We start from the raw sequence: 16,648 nt of genomic DNA on the forward strand, positions 1-16,648 counted from the left end.
TTATAATAGGTCGGTGTATTAAAGGGAAAACTTGTGTACACAAATTTTTACAGATATCAGAAGGGAGAGCAATGGGTTTTTTTGAAAAATTAGAGAGAAAATTCGGAAGATATGCTATCAGAAATTTGATGATGTATCTGACTGTATTATACAGTATAGGTTTTGCTATATCATTGGTAAATATAGAAATCTATTATAATTATATGTCCTTGGATATACCGAAAATACTTTCAGGGCAGGTTTGGAGACTGGTGACATGGATTATGTACGCCCCAAGCCAAAGTATATTTTTTTCGGCAATAATGCTTGTTTTGTACTATAGCCTAGGAAGCAATCTCGAAAGGGTATGGGGAAGTTTCAGATTTAATGTGTATATGTTTATGGGGTATATATTCCTGATAATAGGCGCCTTTATTTTATATTTTATATATGGAGAGGCATCGAGTATATATCCGCTCACACCTGACAGCCTGAATCTGTCGATATTTTTGGCATTTGCTCTGACATATCCTGAGATGACCTTTTATATATATTTTGTACTGCCGGTCAAAGCAAAATATCTGGCAGCGGTATATTTGCTTATTGAAATTTATAATTTTATAATGGGCGGCATTATTACAAAGACATCTATCGGACTCAGCTTATTAAACTTTGTAATATTCTATTTATTAACCAGAAATTGGTATAGGGTATCCCCAAAGAATGTAGTCAGACAGGTGAAGTTTAAAAGGGCTGTAAAGATGAGACCTGCAAGCGAGCCGATACATAGATGTGCTGTTTGTGGAAGAACTGAAAAGGATGATGATACCTTGGAGTTTAGATATTGCTCAAAATGCAATGGTAATTTAGAATATTGCTCGGAGCATTTATATACACATATTCATGTTGAATAAGACTTGTATATAGTTTTGGTAACAATGGCTGCACAATAAAATGGCAGCATTTAAGCTTATAAAGATATAAAGAGGAAAAGAAATGAAGAAAACAAAAATTATCTGTACCATGGGTCCAAATACAAATGATAAAAATCTTATGAAAAATATGGCAATAGCCGGAATGGATGTTGCCAGATTCAATTTTTCACATGGTGATTATGAGGAGCATCTTGGCAGATTAAATATTCTGAGAGAAGTAAGAGAAGAGACCGGAAAGCATGTTGCGGCACTTCTTGATACCAAGGGGCCTGAGATAAGAACAGGTGTACTCGAGGGTGGACAAAAGGTTACATTGGAAGCGGGAAATGAATATATTCTCACAATAAATGAATGTGTGGGAAATGATAAGAAAGGATTTATCAATTACACAGGTTTAAATGAGGATGTAAAGCCGGGTGATAAAATACTTATAGATGACGGACTTATAGAGCTTGAAGTTATAAAAGTAGACGGAGCGGATATTCATACAAAAATTATAAATGGCGGTGAGCTTGGAGAGAGAAAGGGTGTAAATGTACCCGGAGTTTCTATAAAGCTTCCTGCGCTCACAGAAAAAGATAAAGAAGATATAAAGTTTGCCTGTGACAACGGATTTGATTTTATTGCCGCTTCCTTTATAAGAAATGGTGATGCGGTTCGCCAAATCAGAGAGATTTTAAATGAGAAGGGTTCACATATCCAGATTATTTCAAAAATCGAGAATCAGGAAGGCATTGAAAATATGGATGATATCATAGAGGCGAGCGACGGTATCATGGTGGCAAGAGGAGATATGGGTGTGGAGATAGATGCAGCCAAACTTCCCTTTGTACAAAAAAAGCTTATAGAAAAATGCTCGGTAGCGGGAAAACCTGTAATAACAGCTACACAGATGCTTGATTCAATGATCAGAAATCCAAGACCTACAAGAGCGGAAGTCTCAGATGTGGCAAATGCCATATATGACGGTACCGATGCGATAATGCTATCAGGTGAGTCGGCAATGGGTAAATACCCTCTTGAAGCATTAAAAATGATGGTAAAAATAGCCGAGGAAACAGAGATTCATCTTGACCATGCACTCTACAGGGGCAGAAAAGTAAATAAGATGGATAAAAAGAATATATCAAATCAGGTAGGCTATGCGGCGGTATATACGGCAGACCAGTTAGGTGCAAAAGCAATAATAGCACCTTCCATCACCGGATTTACAACAAGGATGCTCTCAAAGTGGAGATCAAGTATACCTGTTTACGGAATGAGCCCAAGTATATCTACGGTACGCCAAATGCAGCTTTTCTACGGAGTAGTTCCTGTATGGGCAAAAAGAGCCGATACAACGGATGAACTTATATCATCATCAGTGGATATATTAAAGTCCGGAAAGTATTTAAAATTAAATGATCTTGTAGTTATTACTGCAGGTATTATACCTACAAAGGACGAGAGAGGCCCTGCAAAGTATACAAATACAATGCAGGTTGAAATAGTGAAATAATTATAGGTAAGTTAAAAATTTTAATAAAACAGTATACTTTTTTATACAAAAACAAGTAAGAATATGATAAAATAAATATAATAATGATCGTAGAGATTCCATATAAAGTCACGAGGATAAATTCCGGGTGACTTTATTGGGATTAAAAGGAGAGAGAGCATGACAAATCCAATAGTAACAATAACAATGACAGATGATTCAGTAATCAAAATTGAGCTTTATCCTGAGGTTGCACCGAACACCGTAAGAAATTTTATAAGCCTGATTAATGAAAAGTTTTATGACGGGCTCACATTTCACAGAGTTATTTCAGGATTTATGATACAGGGAGGCTGCCCACAGGGAAACGGTATGGGAGGTCCGGATTATCAAATCAAGGGTGAGTTTAATCAAAACGGATTCCAAAATGATTTGGCACATAGCAGAGGAGTTATTTCAATGGCAAGAGCTATGAGTCCAAACTCGGCAGGATCACAGTTTTTTATAATGCATCAGGATGCACCACATCTTGACGGTGCTTATGCGGCATTCGGAACGGTAGTAGAGGGCATGGATGTAGTAGATAAAATAGCAGCAGTGGATACAGATTATAATGATAGGCCGAATACAGAACAAAAGATAAAGACAATGACGGTAGAGACATTTGGCGAGACTTATGAAGCTCCTGAAAAATGTTAATATTGAAGGAAAACATTGTGAGATAGTAATATCGGATGAAAATGTGGCTTTGTGGGAGGCTTTTAACTCTTGCAAAGCCACAATTGCTATACTCGGAAAAGAGTATATAGATATAAAAGTTTCAAAATATGCCATAGAGGATTTAAGAGATATAGACGAAGAGTATATAAAAAAGGTGGCATATAGAAGTTTAAAACTGCCTCTAAGTATAGGAAAAACAGAAAATATAAATATTCGTGAGATAAATGTGGAGGATTTTGTTACTCTATCAGCGTTTAGAGAATTTCCTTTTAATACCAAAGAGGAGTTAGCGGAATATATTTCGATGCATTATGATTTTTACGGATATGGATTATATGTATTTGAAAATGAAGATGAACTGATGGGATTGGCAGGATTTTATAATGAAGAAGGTAAATGCTATATTTCATATATGACGGATAAAAAATACCGAAAAAAAGGTTATACTTTTAAAGTTTGTCGCTATTTATTAAGCTTTATAAAAAAGCATTGTGAAGTAGAAAACATCTATGTAAGAATAAAGGAGTCAAATACGGCATCAATAAATCTTGCAAAAAAGCTCGGAGTGATAATAGAAAAGGACTTTGAGTAATATTAAAAACATATATAATCCTAGATTATTCATGGCAACATCATGAACGTGGCTGAAAGCCATATAATTACTATATTTTAACAAAATATTGCTTTCACCTAGTAAGTGAATAAAAAAAGAGCGTCCATTTGTGGTAAAATTAAGGTGCTAAAACTCAATATAATCACACAAAGGAGCCCTTTATGAGTATTGTAAACACCTTATCACTTGAAAGCAATAGAAAAATTAAAATTAATTTCGATGGAGGAGATTTATCCTCCGATGCAGGCTTACTTCTTATAAAAGAATTCGTAAGTAAACTTGGCATTGACAAACTTTTCTGTAAATCATTTAAGACCAATGATTCTGCATTATTCCGTTATCACACTGATAAAGAAAACCTTCTTCAGATGATATATATGATCATTGCAGGCTATTTTGAAGATGATTCTTCAGATGAACTTACAAATGATCCTGTGTTTAAAGCAGTGCTAAATAAAGACACTTTAGCATCACAACCAACCATTTCAAGATTTCATAATCGAATGGATGAGGATTCGCTGAAACGGTTCCTTTCAATAAATCAAATTCTTCGAAAGAAAGTTTATAGCATTCAGATGCCGGAAGCTATCATTTTGGATTTGGACTCAACACTTCTTAATGCCTATGGCAAACAGGAAGGCAGAGCATTTAACTTCCACTATCAAAATAACGGTTACCATCCACTTGTTTGCTATGATGGAATCACAGGAGATTTGATTAAAATTCAGCTTCGTGACGGGACTCAGTATTCAAGCACAGGAGTTGTGGACTTTCTGCAGCCTATACTTGATGAATATCTTGAAGGTTTTCCGGAAATTAAACTTCTCCTTCGTGGAGATAGTGGCTTTGCAACACCCGGTTTATATAAACAGTGTGAAGAAAACGGTACCGGCTATGTAATTCGTTTGAAAGAAAATGCTATACTTCGTGATAAGGCATCATATCTTGTAGATGAACTTGATGAAATCACAAAAAACAACAAAGTAGATTATGCTGTGGTTTATGGTGACTTCATGTATCAGGCAGGTCCTTGGCCTTATGAAAGACGTGTTGTCTGTAAAGTTGAAAAGCCTGAAAACCAAATGACTTACATGTATACATTCATTGTTACAAACATGGAGTCATCCCCTGAATATCTTATCAAGTTCTATTGCAAAAGAGGCTTGATGGAAAACTTCATAAAGGAAAGTAAAACAGGTTTTGACTTTGCCTCTGTCAGCAGTCATACAAGGATTGTAAATGCCAACAGGCTTCAAATACATGCACTTGCTTATAATATATTTAATTGGTTTAGACGATTGGCATTATCTGCAAATATGCGAAAACAACGCATTGATACTGTCCGTCTAAAACTGCTAAAGATTGCTGCAAAAGTAATTCGTTCAGCAAGATATATGACATTCAAGCTGTGTAGCAGTTGCCCATATAAGGATGAGTTCTATGAGACTATATCCAATATCAGCAAGCTATGTATACAGCTTGAATAACAACTAATAATGAACCTTGAGAGCTTAATAACTACTCAAAAACACTACCTAGGGGAAGTCTGCCCATTTTTAGATGTATTAAGTCAGTTATAGCGTCATTGGTCAAGTTTAAAGATTTATAGCACGGTAATTAACTAAAATATTGTACTGTGAATAATTCAGGATAATTTATTATAGGCAAAATATATATAAAAAGTTTAGGATTGCGCCCTTTGGTTAGAAAAACCTAACTGTTGTTTTTATACAAATTTTAATGTATAATTTTAGGTACAATATTTTTAGGGCAGTAAATAACAGGGGTTAAAGGATGAAGGTAAAGGCATTTGCAAAAATTAATTTATGCTTGGATGTGCTCAGAAGAAAAGAAGACGGTTACCATGAAGTAGAAATGGTTATGACAAATGTTGATATAGCGGATGTGCTGGAAATCAAAGAACTTGAAGAAAAGAAGATATTACTTAAATCTGACAATAAAGATTTGGCAATGGATGAGACCAATCTTATATACAAAGCTATAGTTTTATTACAAAAGGAAGCAGGCAAAGATTTCGGTATAGAACTGAGTCTTGAAAAAAACATTCCTATGGAAGCAGGCATGGCAGGGGGAAGTGCCGATGCGGCTGCCACCTTAAAGGCGGTGAATGAGCTGTTTAAGCTTAATATAAGCAAAGACAGACTTCTGGAGCTTGGTGCAAGCCTGGGTGCGGACATACCTTTTTGTATAATGGGAGGTACGGCACTGGCAAGCGGTGTAGGTGAGAAATTAAAAAGCTTAAAGCCCTTACCAAAGATGAAGATTTTGATAGCCAAACCGAATACAGGGCTTTCCACAAAAAAGGTGTATGAAAGTCTGGATATAGAGAATTTAAATAAGAGCGGCTTTAGACACCGGGATGTAAAAGAGATGGTTTCCGTTATAGAGAGTGATAAGGATGAAAAAATAAAGATAAAAGAAATTGCAGATTCGCTTAATAATATTTTGGAACTGCCGTCTATAAAGCTATTGCCTTTTATAGAGGATATTAAAAAAACAATGATGGATAATAATTGTTTAGGCTGCCTTATGAGCGGCAGCGGTACTGCCGTATTCGGAATTTTTGACAGCGATGAGGACATGCTTAGAACCAAAAAAATACTGAAAGAAGATGATAGAGTAAATTATATACAGATTACTAATACCTTGTAGTAGGATATATGGAGGTTAAAATGACAGATTTTTCACATGCGGATATAGATGAGTATATGCCTTTAAGAGATGTGGTTTTTAAAACACTCAGGCAGGCAATTTTGAGGGGAGAATTACAACCGGGCGAAAGATTGATGGAGATAGCATTGGCAAAAAAGCTCGGAGTATCAAGAACACCTATAAGAGAGGCAATCAGAATGCTTGAGCTTGAGGGGCTTGTACTTATGATTCCAAGAAAGGGCGCAGAAGTGGCAGGAATTACCGAAAAGAATCTAAGGGATACTTTGGAGGTAAGAAGGGCACTTGAGGAGCTTGCAATAGAGATTTCCTGCACAAAGATTACAGATGTAGAGCTGGATGAACTTGAACAGGCGGAGAGAGAATTTGTAGATTCAATAGAAAATAAAGATATTATTGATATTGCACGTGCAGATGAGAAATTTCATGATATAATATTTACAAGCACAGGCAATGATAAACTGGTGCAGATGATAAATAATCTACGCGAACAGATGTATCGTTACAGACTGGAATATGTAAAGGCGGAATCTACAAGAAATCAGCTCATGAATGAGCATGAAATGATATTGAAGGCATTAAAGAGTAGAGATAAGTCTGAAGCTAAGAGAATCATTGCGGAGCATATAAATAATCAGGAGGTCAATGTTTCCAAGAAAATCAAGGAAACACCTACAAAGTAATGAGGAAATTAGCGATAGTTTTCGGAGGTCAGTCCTCTGAACATGAGATATCTGTAATCTCTGCAACCAATATTTCAAAACAGGTGGATGAGAGTAAATATGAGCTTATTCTTATCGGTATTACAAAGACAGGTAAATGGCTTAAGGTAGACAGCATAGCGTCTATGGAAGACGGCAGTTGGATAAATTCAAAAATTAATGCATATATTTTGCCAGATGCGATAAAAAAGTGTATAATAGTAGAAATAGATGGGGAGTATAAAGAAGTACATGTGGATGTGGTGTTCCCCGTATTGCATGGACTCTTTGGAGAAGACGGAACCATTCAAGGACTTTTAGAGCTTTCCGGTATTCCCTATGTAGGATGTGGAGTGCTTGCGAGTGCTGTCGGCATGGACAAGCTTTACACAAAATTGGTAGTAGATAAACTTGGTATAAAACAGGCGGATTATGAGCCGGTTATTGACTATGAGGTTAGGGAGGATTTTAAAAGAGTAGTAAAAAGAATAGAGGACAGGTTTGACTATCCTGTGTTTGTTAAGCCCTCAAATGCAGGTTCTTCCAAGGGAGTGTCAAAAGCTTCAAACAGAGAAGAACTTGAGAGAGGAATACTTGAAGCATTAAACCATGACAGAAAAGTCCTTGTGGAGGAAACCATAGTAGGGCATGAGGTGGAATGCGGAGTGCTCGGCAGACCGGGAGAAGTAATGGCAAGCGGAGTCGGTGAGATAAAGTCGGCGGCAACATTTTATGATTATGATGCAAAATATAAACTGGATTCACTCACTTTACTGGATTCGCAACTTCCAAACGGTGTAAGAGAAAAACTTCCGGAGTGTGCAAAAAAGATTTTTACAGCATTGGACGGTTTCGGACTTTCCAGAGTTGACTTCTTTGCAAAGGAAGACGGAGAGATTGTATTTAATGAAATAAATACAATGCCCGGATTTACCGCAATAAGTATGTATCCTATGTTATTTGAGGCGGCAGGTATCGGCAAAAAAGAACTTGTTGACAGACTTATTGAATTAGCTTTTGAGAGAAGGTGATTTTTCCTTGAATTTACCTATAGGGATATTTGATTCGGGGGTAGGAGGACTTACGGTAGCAAAAGAAATAGTGGCTCAAATGCCGGATGAGAGTACTGTTTATTTTGGCGATACAGCAAGAGTTCCCTATGGCTCGAAGTCCGGGGACACTATTATCAAATATTCCCGACAGATTGTAAAATTTTTACAGACAAAAAATGTAAAAGCTATTGTGATTGCGTGTAATACCGCGAGTGCTTTTGCTCTAGACATATTGAAGACAGAGATTGATATACCTATAATGGGAGTTATACATGCAGGGGCGGTCACTGCCATCAAAACTACAAAAGTAGGAAGGATTGGCGTTGTCGGAACTGAAGGTACTATATCCAGTGGTATATATAAAAAGACTATTCAGGATATAAATAATGAACTTGAGGTAATACAAAAGGCATGTCCGCTGCTTGTTCCATTAGTGGAGGACGGACTCATAAATGACAGAGTTACTGATGAGATTATTTCAAGATATGTTAGTGAATTAAAAAGCAGACATATTGACAGTCTGGTATTGGGATGTACTCATTATCCTTTACTGTATAAAACATTTGGAAGGATTATGGGAGAGGGGGTTTCCCTTGTGAATCCCGCATATGAAACCGCGAAGGAATTGAAATCTTTGTTGGAGCAAAAAAATCTGTGTGCCACAAAAGATGGCGGGATTTTTCACGACTTTTATGTTAGTGACATGGCGGAAAGATTTAGTGATTTTGCATCTTCTATTATGCCCGGTATAGTAAAAAAGGCGGGCATAGTCAATATAGAAGAATTCTAGCAGTATTAAAAAGGTAGTATTGTTACAACTAAAAAACATTTAAAGCTTTGCAGAATGCATACAAATCGTATTGGCTGGACAAAAGTATACACAACGCAGACAGGCATTCTTTGTTGAGCATAGTTATCAGTTTTTTATTTAAGGTTATTTTATATAGAATAGTGGGGAGATACATTTTTCTAGTAAACTATCATTCTTTTATTTTAAACTTGATATTTGCATAACAACCGGTGGTAGCTTAGGGTTGGGTAGAGACCGCATAGCGGCTTCTACTATGGTTTTAAGGTAGAAGATTATGAAAGAATTTGTAGATATTGAGATTAGCGGCTCTCATTTAAGGTATGATGAGAATGATCCTATTGCCGTAAATATTTCAGGAAATCACTATATAGATGGTGATATACATAAGATAACTTACGTGGAAGAAGCCCAAGGTTTTGATGAAATTATCCTTAATACAATAATAGTAAAGAAGAACAGGGTTGAAATTATCAAAGAGGGTGTGGTGAATTCAAGGATGGTATTCGCCAATAATACAAGATACAAAACAATATATGACACTCCCTTTGGAAGATTGGATATGGAAACGGAGACAAAGCTCCTTCTTATTGATATGAGTGAGGAAGAGATAAATGTCTATGTTGAATATATACTCTATATAGAGGGAGACAGGGCATCGAATTCGAAGATGCGAATTCATATTGTTGAGGCGGTGGATAGAGTAGACAATAAGGGTGGTTGAACCACCCTTTTTTTAAAATGAGTTAGGAAAACCTAAACAAAGGAGAAAATATGGATAAAAAATTGCAAATTTCATTTAACTCACCCGTTATTTTGGGTTTTGTTATTTTGAGCTTTATAGTATTTGTGGTGGACAATATTACAGGAGGATTTTCCACAAGACTGTTATTCAGTGTATACAGATCATCCCTTATAAATCCCTTCACATATATCAGATTTTTCGGGCATATACTGGGGCATGCAAACCTGGATCATTTTCTTGGGAATATAATGCTTATACTTGTAATCGGTCCGATGCTTGAAGAAAAATACGGTTCACCGAATATACTTTTTGTTATTTTGGCAACCGCATTGGTGACAGGTTTGGTGCATTTTCTTGTTTTCCCATATACCAGATTGCTTGGTGCCAGCGGTGTAGTATTTGCCTTTATACTTCTTTCATCCTTTGCAGGTTTTAAAGAGGGAAGAATACCGGTTACATTTATACTGGTTGCAATCTTATATATAGGTGATCAGATTTATCAGGGCTTTTTTATGCAGGATAATATATCCAATCTGACACATATACTGGGAGGTATCGTCGGAGCATTCCTTGGATATATAATGAATAAGGGCAAGATGAATCGATATTAGCAGGCGTATGGAGAGAGAAAGAATAGATAATATTGAAGTTTTAGAATATGTGTTATTTTGTATAGAAGGCATCGCAGAGAAAATTGGAAAGGATGGAGGTGAGGTATATCGTATGCTTACAGAAAACAGCGATATATTAAACAGCTATATAGTGCCGGTATATGATGTATTACATACCCAAGGCAAGGATTATATAGTGGAAGATATTTTGGATGTGATGAGGAAACGAGGGCTGACGGTTTGATAGATAAAAAAGAGGCTATAAGACGCCTAAGGTATGAAAAGCCGAATCTACAGATATGTTTTAGGACAAAAGAAGCATTGGATAATAGTTTGTTTTTTGAAGGAAGTGAAACAATATGAATGCAAATCCTATTTTATTGCAAAAAAAATATGCTCGTATTATAGAAAAGTTTGCAAAAAACCAAAATATCTCATTAGATGAAGCACTAAACTTTTTTTATCACTCATTTACATACGAACTTATGAGCGAGGGGATTTCAGATATGCACTGCATGAGTGACGAATACTTGACCGAGGATTTAGAGAGAGAATACAGAGGGGAATATGGAAATAGGGAAGTTATATGAAATATATACGACTGATGATGAGAGTTTTAGCGTAGGATATTTACTATACCAAAATGCCGGTATCTGTATATTTAAAGCTTTTGATGATCAGGGAAGAGAAGCGGGGATTTATGCTTTTAAAAAGGAAATAATAAGCGCATGTCTTGCAGGTACGGAATATTTAGCCAAAATGAAATTATATATAGATTACTGGAAGGATAAAGAGATAAAAACGGTATCTATGAAAGATTTGGACGGTGAAATATCTATCAGAAATATTCTCGAATATATAATTTCAAGTAAAAGCATAGCATCTATTATGATAAATTCGGAAGATGATATGTATACAGGCTTTATTTCAGGATCAGATGCTGTATCTGTAGATATGGAATGTGTAGATATATCCAATGCGAAAGTTTATGATAAAATAAAAATTGATATAGAAGATATATGCTTTATTGAATTTAACAGCGTGGACAATGATGTGCTTTTATATGCGCACAGGAATCTTAACGGAAAGCATGATTGCTGCAAATAGATTATTTATAGTTGGACAATTGTTTAAAAGGGAGATATCACAAAATCCTTATACTTTGTGATATCTCCCTTTATATTAATTATAATGTCCACGGCAGGATAGAATTATAATGACATCTGATTCTATAATATACACAATTCTATGTTCATCATCTATTCGTCTGCTCCACAAACCTGCTAAATTCTTTTTTAAAGGTTCGGGTTTTCCTATGCCGTCAAAAGGATTTCTAATTATATCCTTAATAAGTTGATTTATCCGTTTCAAGATTTTTTTATCATAGCTTTGCCAATAAAGATAGTCTTCCCATGCATCAAAATCCCACTGTAGTGTTCTTGCCATAACATCAATCCTCTATCAATTCATGTTCGACAAGTTTAAGCTTACCGGCTTTGTAGTTTTCAAGCTTTTCTTCCAAATACCTTAGATTATTCTCCGAATAAAACGGATCTACAGAAATTTCAAAAGGTATACGATGCTCTCTTCCAACCTTTTTGGCAAATATTGTAAAGGCTGCACTCATAGAAAGTCCAAGCTCATTACAAACATTTTCCATTCTTTTTTTATCCACCTCATCCAGACGAAAGTTTACATTAACAGTCTGTGCCATAAAACTTCTCCTTTCTTATATCATTAAACATAGTATAGCATTTGTAAAGAAAAATACAAGCATTATACCATATAATACATTGCAAAATATCAAAATAAAATCCATATCAATATTATATATACTCGCTGTACTTAAAAAATATGATATAATATAACAAGTATTGATTAAAAAAGGAGAACTATGTCTTTTACACATTTACATGTACATACAGGATATTCATTGCTTGACGGCTCCTGTAAAATAAAAGAGATAATAAGGCGTGCAAAGGAACTCAATATGACATCACTTGCAATCACCGACCATGGGGTGATGTATGGAGTCATAGATTTTTATAAAGAGGCAAAGGCAAACGGTATCAAGCCGATACTTGGATGCGAGGTCTATGTAAGCCCGGCATCAAGATTTGAAAAGCAGACAAAGCAGGGTGACAGATATTATCACCTTATTTTACTTGCAAAAAACAATGAGGGTTATGAAAATCTGACAAAGATAGTTTCAAAAGGCTTTACGGAGGGTTTTTATTATAAGCCGAGGATAGATTTTGAACTTTTAGAAAAATACCATGAGGGTATAATAGCTCTTTCCGCCTGTCTGGCAGGTGAGATTCCAAAGCTTATATCAAGGGGCAGAGAGGACGAGGCAAGAAAGGTTGCAAAAAAATACAAGGATTTATTCGGTGAAGACTCCTTTTATCTGGAACTTCAAAATCATGGCATACCCGAGCAAAAGTTTGTAAATCAGGTATTGGTAAAAATAGGCAAGGAGCTTGAGATACCTCTTGTTGCAACCAATGATATTCACTATATAAATGCCGAGGATGCAATGGCACATGATATATTGCTTTGCATACAGACAAGTAAGACGGTATCGGATTCCGACAGGATGAGATATGAGGGAGGTCAATTTTTCTTAAAATCGGAGGATGAGATGAAGGCACTCTTTCCATATGCTCCGGAGGCTATTGAAAACACGGCAAAGATAGCGGATATGTGTGAGGTCGAAATAAAATTCGGTGAAACCAAGCTGCCCGAATACCCTGTACCGGATAATATGTCGGCAAAGGAGTATTTAGAGAGCCTTTGTCAGAGCGGTTTTGAAAGAAACTATTCTGCAGACTATCCAAACAGAGAAGATATAAAGAGCAGAATGTATTATGAGCTTGGTGTAATTGAAAAAATGGGCTATATAGACTATTTTTTAATAGTTTGGGATTATATAAATTATGCAAGAGGCAAGGGTATTTCCGTAGGACCGGGAAGAGGCTCGGCAGCCGGAAGTGTGGTATCTTATTGTCTTGGAATCACGGATATTGATCCTATAAAGTACAATCTTATTTTTGAGAGATTTTTAAATCCGGAGAGAGTATCCATGCCCGATATAGATGTGGACTTTGCGGATGAAAGGCGCTCTGAAGTTATTGATTATGTGGTAAATAAATACGGCAGTGAAAGAGTTTGTCAGATAATCACCTTCGGTACATTGCAGGCAAGGGGTGTTATTCGAGATGTGGGAAGGGCTATGGAGATTCCGTATGCCAGATGTGACAGTATTGCAAAGATGATACCAAGAGATAAGGATATCACATTGGAACTTGCTCTTGAAAGAAATAAGGAATTAAAAGAGCTCTATGACAGTGATGAGGTGGTGCATGAGCTTATAGACTACAGCTTAAAACTGGAAGGTTTGCCAAGACATGCAAGTATACATGCGGCAGGGGTGGTTATATCAAAAAAGGCTGTGGATGAATATGTGCCGCTTGCACTTGGAGTGGATGATGCAATTACAACACAGTTTACAATGACAACCTTGGAAGAACTAGGTCTTTTAAAGATGGATTTTTTGGGGCTTCGTACACTTACGGTACTTCAAAATACTCTGGCAATGGTAAAGAAAAACTATAATATTGACCTTGATTTAAACACTATTGACTATGATGATAAAAAAGTCTATGAGTTTATATCCACAGGAAAAACGGATGCCGTATTCCAGCTGGAGAGCGCCGGAATGCAAAGCTTTATGAAAAGGTTAAAACCTGAAAATCTTGAGGATATTATTGCGGGTATTTCACTGTATCGACCGGGACCTATGGATTTTATCCCAAAATATATTGCAGGTAAGAACTCAAAGGATAAGGTAAGCTATGACTCTCCACAGCTTGTTTCCATACTTGAGCCTACCTATGGCTGTATAGTATATCAGGAGCAGGTAATGCAGATAGTGCGCGATCTTGCAGGATATACCATGGGCGGTAGTGATGAGGTTCGTCGTGCCATGAGTAAGAAAAAAGCCCATATTATGGAGATGGAGAGAAAAAACTTCATATACGGAAATGAAGAAAAGGACATTAAGGGCTGTATAAATAACGGCATAGAGGAGCAGGTGGCAAATAGAATTTTTGATGAAATGATCGATTTTGCCAGCTATGCCTTTAATAAATCTCATGCTGCATGCTACGCGGTAATCTCATATCAGACAGCATATCTAAAATACTATTATCCTAAAGAGTTTATGGCGGCTTCACTCACCTCGGTAAGTGATAATCCAGCTAAACTTGCCGAATATATAGGGAGTTTGATGGATATGGGAATAAAGATCTTACCGCCTGATGTAAATCTTGGAGAAGGAGCTTTCAGTGTGGATAAAGACGGAATAAGATTCGGACTTGCCACCATAAAGGGAGTGGGAAAGGCTGTGGCTGATTCTCTTGTAAGGGAGAGAATGATGAACGGCAAATATCTTACCTTGGAAAATTTTATCAACAGACTTCCTCAAAAGGATCTGAATAAAAGAAGTATTGAAAGCTTTATAAAGGCGGGTGCACTGGACGGTATGGAGGGCAACAGGCATGAAAAGATTTTAAATGCGGAGCTTTTTATAGATAAAAAATCAAAGGAGAGCAAGGCAAGTATTCCGGGACAGATATCATTTTTTGATGTGGTGAGCGAAGAGGAAAGGGACAACTTTGTTTCGGATATGATACATATAGAGGAGTATCCGAAGGAGGAACTTTTAAAATATGAGATGGAAGTCCTCGGCATGTATGTCAGCGGACATCCTTTGGAAGAATATATTTCACTGCTTGAAAAACATTGCGATGCAAGAAGTATAGACTTTTATCCGGACGAGAGCGGAAATATCTTGCTGGAATCAGGCAGGAAGCTTGCGGTAGGAGGATTGCTTGTAGAGGTAAATAAAAGATTTACAAAAAAAGGCGATATGATGGCAATATGTACCTTGGAGGATTTATATGGCAGAATAGAGCTTGTAATTTTTCCTAAGGCATTTGAAAAATACGGAAGTGAGTTGATAGAGGGAGGCAAGGTCTTTGTAAAGGGTAGAGTGGACACCTCGGGAGAAGAAGAGGGAAAGCTGATTGTAGACAGTGTGAGAGAATTTGGCAGAGTAAAAAAGGAACTTTGGATACAGTACAGCGATAAGGATGCCTATGAGGATGACCTTGGAAATCTGCTGGCGGATATAGGTAATTTAACCGGAAATGACAGTGTAATTATTTATCTGAAAAAAGAAAGAGCAAAAAAAGAACTTGGCGGTGAATGGGGTGTGCCGGCAGATGAAGCGGCTCGGATTTTGGAGGAGAGACTTGGATATGAGAATGTAAAAATAGTGGAAAAAATATAATATAAAAACAATGATATATGTAACGAAACGCATAGAAAATTCTTGATAATTTTAGTATAATCAGTATTGTGATAACATATTATATATAGTGATTTGTTATCAAATATACTTAAGTAAGAAAGGGAATCATAGACTGTCGGTCTATGTGGTTTTAATATGGCAAATAATGAATTCAGGGAAGAGCTTGACCCTCAAAGCAGTGTAAATAAAGTAATAGGTATAGTATCGGGAAAGGGAGGTGTAGGTAAGAGCCTTGTGACATCTTTGATGGCTGTAAAAGCGATGTCAAAGGGCTATAGAGTAGGTATTATAGATGCCGATATCACAGGTCCCTCAATACCTAAGGCATTCGGACTTAGCGGAAAGCTGGGAGTGACCTATGATGAGCTTATGATTCCTGCGGTTACAAATACGGGAATCAATGTGGTAAGTACCAATCTTATCTTGGAAAATGAGACGGATCCGGTTATATGGAGAGGCCCTGTAATAGCGGGAGTTGTAAAGCAATTTTGGAAGGATACGGTATGGAACAATATTGACTATATGTTTGTGGATATGCCTCCGGGTACCGGTGATGTTCCTCTTACAGTATTCCAGTCAATACCTGTAGACGGAATAATAATAGTTACAAGTCCTCAGGAGTTGGTATCAATGATTGTTACGAAGGCTGTAAATATGGCAAAAAAGATGAATATACCTATACTCGGTCTTGTGGAGAATATGAGCTATTTTGAATGTCCGGACTGTGGAAGCAGACATGAGATATTTGGAAAAAGCCATATTGATGAGATAGCAAAAAAAGAGGATTTAAAGGTACTTGCAAAGCTTCCTATAGATCCAGAGGTGGCAAGGCAGGTGGATGCAGGTCTTGTGGAATATGTGGAAGCGCCATGGTTTGATGAGGCGGCGGATTATATTTTAAAATAAATATTTTTACCGGAGTGTTTGACTCCGGATATGCAA

19 protein-coding genes are annotated in these 16,648 nt (G+C 36.7%); 17 read left to right on the forward strand and 2 right to left on the reverse strand.

The genetic code is table 11. The annotated features are described in order from the left end of the window. The first annotated feature begins 71 nt into the window (after positions 1–71). The 15 genes from J4O15_RS05245 to J4O15_RS05315 all read left to right on the forward strand — a co-directional run bounded on the left by J4O15_RS05245 (position 72) and on the right by J4O15_RS05315 (position 11,439). On the forward strand, positions 72–893 hold the full coding sequence (locus J4O15_RS05245; protein ID WP_009219292.1) for a membrane protein: 822 nt from the start codon (positions 72–74) through the stop codon (positions 891–893). 82 nt (positions 894–975) lie between these two features. Beyond that, positions 976–2,412, forward strand: coding sequence for a pyruvate kinase (gene pyk / locus J4O15_RS05250; protein ID WP_208099951.1), 1,437 nt, complete (start codon positions 976–978; stop codon positions 2,410–2,412). 159 nt (positions 2,413–2,571) lie between these two features. After that, positions 2,572–3,090, forward strand: a complete 519-nt coding sequence (locus tag J4O15_RS05255; RefSeq protein WP_009219294.1) for a peptidylprolyl isomerase — start codon at positions 2,572–2,574, stop codon at positions 3,088–3,090. After that, a complete protein-coding gene (locus J4O15_RS05260) occupies positions 3,056–3,703 on the forward strand; it encodes a GNAT family N-acetyltransferase (protein WP_243761962.1) in 648 nt (215 codons plus the stop codon). The genes J4O15_RS05255 and J4O15_RS05260 overlap by 35 nt, the downstream gene beginning before the upstream one ends. A 182-nt stretch (positions 3,704–3,885) precedes the next feature. Next, positions 3,886–5,211 (forward strand): IS1380 family transposase, encoded by a 1,326-nt coding sequence (locus J4O15_RS05265; protein WP_208099554.1) that lies wholly within the window; start codon positions 3,886–3,888, stop codon positions 5,209–5,211. Between the two features lie 307 nt (positions 5,212–5,518). Beyond that, a complete protein-coding gene (gene ispE, locus J4O15_RS05270; protein ID WP_208099952.1) occupies positions 5,519–6,397 on the forward strand; it encodes a 4-(cytidine 5'-diphospho)-2-C-methyl-D-erythritol kinase in 879 nt (292 codons plus the stop codon). 20 nt (positions 6,398–6,417) lie between these two features. Next, the gene (locus tag J4O15_RS05275; protein WP_009219297.1) at positions 6,418–7,098 is read left to right on the forward strand and encodes a GntR family transcriptional regulator; all 681 of its coding nucleotides are present in this window, start codon (positions 6,418–6,420) and stop codon (positions 7,096–7,098) included. Next, on the forward strand, positions 7,098–8,147 hold the full coding sequence (locus J4O15_RS05280; protein WP_208099953.1) for a D-alanine--D-alanine ligase family protein: 1,050 nt from the start codon (positions 7,098–7,100) through the stop codon (positions 8,145–8,147). The genes J4O15_RS05275 and J4O15_RS05280 overlap by 1 nt, the downstream gene beginning before the upstream one ends. Positions 8,148–8,154: 7 nt before the next feature. After that, complete coding sequence (gene murI / locus J4O15_RS05285; RefSeq protein ID WP_009219299.1) at positions 8,155–8,958, forward strand: glutamate racemase; 804 nt, start codon at positions 8,155–8,157, stop codon at positions 8,956–8,958. Between the two features lie 295 nt (positions 8,959–9,253). Beyond that, positions 9,254–9,700 (forward strand): DUF1934 domain-containing protein, encoded by a 447-nt coding sequence (locus J4O15_RS05290; RefSeq protein WP_009219300.1) that lies wholly within the window; start codon positions 9,254–9,256, stop codon positions 9,698–9,700. Positions 9,701–9,750: 50 nt separating this feature from the next. Beyond that, positions 9,751–10,332, forward strand: a complete 582-nt coding sequence (locus J4O15_RS05295) for a rhomboid family intramembrane serine protease (RefSeq protein ID WP_009219301.1) — start codon at positions 9,751–9,753, stop codon at positions 10,330–10,332. Between the two features lie 7 nt (positions 10,333–10,339). Further along, positions 10,340–10,576 carry a DUF3791 domain-containing protein gene (locus J4O15_RS05300; RefSeq protein WP_009219302.1) on the forward strand — a complete coding sequence of 79 codons (237 nt, stop codon included), beginning with the start codon at positions 10,340–10,342 and terminating at the stop codon, positions 10,574–10,576. Further along, positions 10,573–10,695: a hypothetical protein gene (locus tag J4O15_RS16140; protein ID WP_279545433.1), complete on the forward strand. Its 123-nt coding sequence runs from the start codon at positions 10,573–10,575 to the stop codon at positions 10,693–10,695. Before J4O15_RS05300 ends, J4O15_RS16140 begins: the two co-directional genes overlap by 4 nt. Continuing rightward, the gene (locus J4O15_RS05310) at positions 10,692–10,922 is read left to right on the forward strand and encodes a DUF3791 domain-containing protein (RefSeq protein WP_009219303.1); all 231 of its coding nucleotides are present in this window, start codon (positions 10,692–10,694) and stop codon (positions 10,920–10,922) included. Before J4O15_RS16140 ends, J4O15_RS05310 begins: the two co-directional genes overlap by 4 nt. Continuing rightward, positions 10,900–11,439, forward strand: a complete 540-nt coding sequence (locus J4O15_RS05315) for a hypothetical protein (protein WP_009219304.1) — start codon at positions 10,900–10,902, stop codon at positions 11,437–11,439. Before J4O15_RS05310 ends, J4O15_RS05315 begins: the two co-directional genes overlap by 23 nt. A gap of 75 nt (positions 11,440–11,514) precedes the next feature. Here J4O15_RS05315 and J4O15_RS05320 read toward each other — a convergent pair whose 3' ends face one another. Further along, complete coding sequence (locus J4O15_RS05320; protein WP_009219305.1) at positions 11,515–11,778, reverse strand: Txe/YoeB family addiction module toxin; 264 nt, start codon at positions 11,776–11,778, stop codon at positions 11,515–11,517. Positions 11,779–11,782: 4 nt separating this feature from the next. Next, the gene (locus J4O15_RS05325) at positions 11,783–12,046 is read right to left on the reverse strand and encodes a type II toxin-antitoxin system RelB/DinJ family antitoxin (RefSeq protein ID WP_208099954.1); all 264 of its coding nucleotides are present in this window, start codon (positions 12,044–12,046) and stop codon (positions 11,783–11,785) included. Positions 12,047–12,226: 180 nt separating this feature from the next. Between J4O15_RS05325 and J4O15_RS05330 the strand changes: the two genes are divergently transcribed. Next, positions 12,227–15,685 carry a DNA polymerase III subunit alpha gene (locus J4O15_RS05330; RefSeq protein ID WP_208099955.1) on the forward strand — a complete coding sequence of 1,153 codons (3,459 nt, stop codon included), beginning with the start codon at positions 12,227–12,229 and terminating at the stop codon, positions 15,683–15,685. Positions 15,686–15,841: 156 nt separating this feature from the next. Beyond that, entirely contained in the window at positions 15,842–16,612 is a 771-nt protein-coding gene (locus J4O15_RS05335; RefSeq protein WP_208099956.1) for an Mrp/NBP35 family ATP-binding protein, read from the forward strand. Positions 16,613–16,648 lie beyond the last annotated feature (36 nt).

The organism is Lachnoanaerobaculum sp. Marseille-Q4761, assembly GCF_017565785.1.
Taxonomy (GTDB): domain Bacteria; phylum Bacillota; class Clostridia; order Lachnospirales; family Lachnospiraceae; genus Lachnoanaerobaculum.